Source organism: Acidovorax sp. sif0632 (assembly GCF_019218805.1).
GTDB classification, from domain to species: domain Bacteria; phylum Pseudomonadota; class Gammaproteobacteria; order Burkholderiales; family Burkholderiaceae_C; genus Acidovorax; species Acidovorax facilis.
Window position 1 is genome coordinate 2,501 of record NZ_JAHUWW010000015.1, and the last position, 2,978, is coordinate 5,478.

The following is a 2,978-nucleotide window of genomic DNA, read 5'->3' on the forward strand; positions in this document are numbered from 1 at the left end:
CGGGTGAACTGAAACATCTCAGTAGCTCGAGGAAAAGACATCAACCGAGATTCCGAAAGTAGTGGCGAGCGAAATCGGAAGAGCCTTCTAGTGATAGCACGACTGTTAGCAAAACGGAATGGAAAGTCCGGCCATAGCAGGTGATAGCCCTGTATGCGAAAACAGACGTGTGGTACTAAGCTAGAGAAAAGTAGGGCGGGACACGAGAAATCCTGTCTGAATATGGGGGGACCATCCTCCAAGGCTAAATACTCGTAATCGACCGATAGTGAACCAGTACCGTGAGGGAAAGGCGAAAAGAACCCCGGGAGGGGAGTGAAATAGATCCTGAAACCGCATGCTTACAAAAAGTAGGAGCCCGCAAGGGTGACTGCGTACCTTTTGTATAATGGGTCAGCGACTTACATTCAGTGGCAAGGTTAACCGAATAGGGAAGCCGTAGAGAAATCGAGTCCGAATAGGGCGAATCAGTCGCTGGGTGTAGACCCGAAACCAAGTGATCTATCCATGGCCAGGATGAAGGTGCCGTAACAGGTACTGGAGGTCCGAACCGACTAGTGTTGCAAAACTAGCGGATGAGCTGTGGATAGGGGTGAAAGGCTAAACAAACTTGGAAATAGCTGGTTCTCTCCGAAAACTATTTAGGTAGTGCCTCAAGTATTACCGTCGGGGGTAGAGCACTGTTTAGGCTAGGGGGTCATGGCGACTTACCAAACCTATGCAAACTCCGAATACCGACGAGTACAGCTTGGGAGACAGAGCACCGGGTGCTAACGTCCGGACTCAAGAGGGAAACAACCCAGACCGCCAGCTAAGGTCCCTAAAATTGGCTAAGTGGGAAACGAAGTGGGAAGGCTAAAACAGTCAGGATGTTGGCTTAGAAGCAGCCATCATTTAAAGAAAGCGTAATAGCTCACTGATCGAGTCGTCCTGCGCGGAAGATGTAACGGGGCTAAGCCAGTTACCGAAGCTGCGGATGTGCAATTTATTGCACGTGGTAGGAGAGCGTTCTGTAGGCCTGTGAAGGTGTCTGGTAACGGATGCTGGAGGTATCAGAAGTGCGAATGCTGACATGAGTAGCGTTAAAGGGGGTGAAAAGCCCCCTCGCCGTAAGCGCAAGGTTTTCTACGCAACGTTCATCGGCGTAGAGTGAGTCGGCCCCTAAGGCGAGGCAGAGATGCGTAGCTGATGGGAAACAGGTCAATATTCCTGTACCGATCAATAGTGCGATGTGGGGACGGAGAAGGTTAGCTCAGCCAACTGTTGGATATGTTGGTTCAAGCCTGTAGTCGTGCCTGGTAGGCAAATCCGCCGGGCTTAGATGAGGGGTGATAACGAGTCTGCTTGCAGACGAAGTGAGTGATACCCTGCTTCCAGGAAAAGCCACTAAGCTTCAGCTATTGACGACCGTACCGCAAACCGACACTGGTGCGCGAGATGAGTATTCTAAGGCGCTTGAGAGAACTCAGGAGAAGGAACTCGGCAAATTGATACCGTAACTTCGGGAGAAGGTATGCCCCAAGTAGGTGAACCTGTACAAGGCGAGCCCAACGGGGTTGCAAAAAATCGGTGGCTGCGACTGTTTAATAAAAACACAGCACTCTGCAAACACGAAAGTGGACGTATAGGGTGTGACGCCTGCCCGGTGCTGGAAGATTAAATGATGGGGTGCAAGCTCTTGATTGAAGTCCCAGTAAACGGCGGCCGTAACTATAACGGTCCTAAGGTAGCGAAATTCCTTGTCGGGTAAGTTCCGACCTGCACGAATGGCGTAACGATGGCCACACTGTCTCCTCCTGAGACTCAGCGAAGTTGAAATGTTTGTGATGATGCAATCTCCCCGCGGAAAGACGGAAAGACCCCATGAACCTTTACTGTAGCTTTGTATTGGACTTTGAACAGATCTGTGTAGGATAGGTGGGAGGCTTTGAAGTGAGGTCGCTAGATCTCATGGAGCCAACGTTGAAATACCACCCTGGTGTGTTTGAGGTTCTAACCTAGGTCCATTATCTGGATCGGGGACAGTGCATGGTAGGCAGTTTGACTGGGGCGGTCTCCTCCCAAAGCGTAACGGAGGAGTTCGAAGGTACGCTAGTTACGGTCGGACATCGTGACGATAGTGCAATGGCATAAGCGTGCTTAACTGCGAGACTGACAAGTCGAGCAGATGCGAAAGCAGGACATAGTGATCCGGTGGTTCTGTATGGAAGGGCCATCGCTCAACGGATAAAAGGTACTCTGGGGATAACAGGCTGATACCGCCCAAGAGTTCATATCGACGGCGGTGTTTGGCACCTCGATGTCGGCTCATCTCATCCTGGGGCTGTAGCCGGTCCCAAGGGTATGGCTGTTCGCCATTTAAAGAGGTACGTGAGCTGGGTTTAAAACGTCGTGAGACAGTTTGGTCCCTATCTTCCGTGGGCGCTGCAGATTTGAGGAAGCCTGCTCCTAGTACGAGAGGACCGGAGTGGACACACCTCTGGTGTATCGGTTGTCACGCCAGTGGCATTGCCGAGTAGCTAAGTGTGGAAGAGATAACCGCTGAAAGCATCTAAGCGGGAAACTCGTTTCAAGATGAGATCTGCCGGGGCCTTGAGCCCCCTAAAGAGTCGTTCAAGACCAGGACGTTGATAGGTCAGGTGTGGAAGCGCAGTAATGCGTTAAGCTAACTGATACTAATTGCTCGTGCGGCTTGACCCTATAACTTTGATAGCCAATATGCAAACCGTAAGGAATGTGTGAAAAGCTCAAAGATTGTTATGCCAAGTTGACGCAGTCAAAAGACACAAAAATCTGATTCCAAACTCTATGAATTCGCCGAGCTGTTCCTTGAACAGCTCAGCACCAAGTTATGCCTGATGACCATAGCAAGTTGGTACCACTCCTTCCCATCCCGAACAGGACAGTGAAACGACTTTGCGCCGATGATAGTGCGGGTTCCCGTGTGAAAGTAGGTCATCGTCAGGCTCTTACAGCCC

The 2,978-nt window shown here is 50.8% G+C and carries 2 rRNA genes (1 of these 2 cut by a window edge); both read left to right on the forward strand.

What is annotated here, in order from left to right:
- Positions 1-2,700 (forward strand): 23S ribosomal RNA (locus tag KW832_RS25540) (it extends 179 nt beyond the left edge of the window).
- Between the two features lie 154 nt (positions 2,701-2,854).
- Positions 2,855-2,967 (forward strand): 5S ribosomal RNA (rrf, locus tag KW832_RS25545).
- The last annotated feature ends 11 nt before the right edge of the window (positions 2,968-2,978 follow it).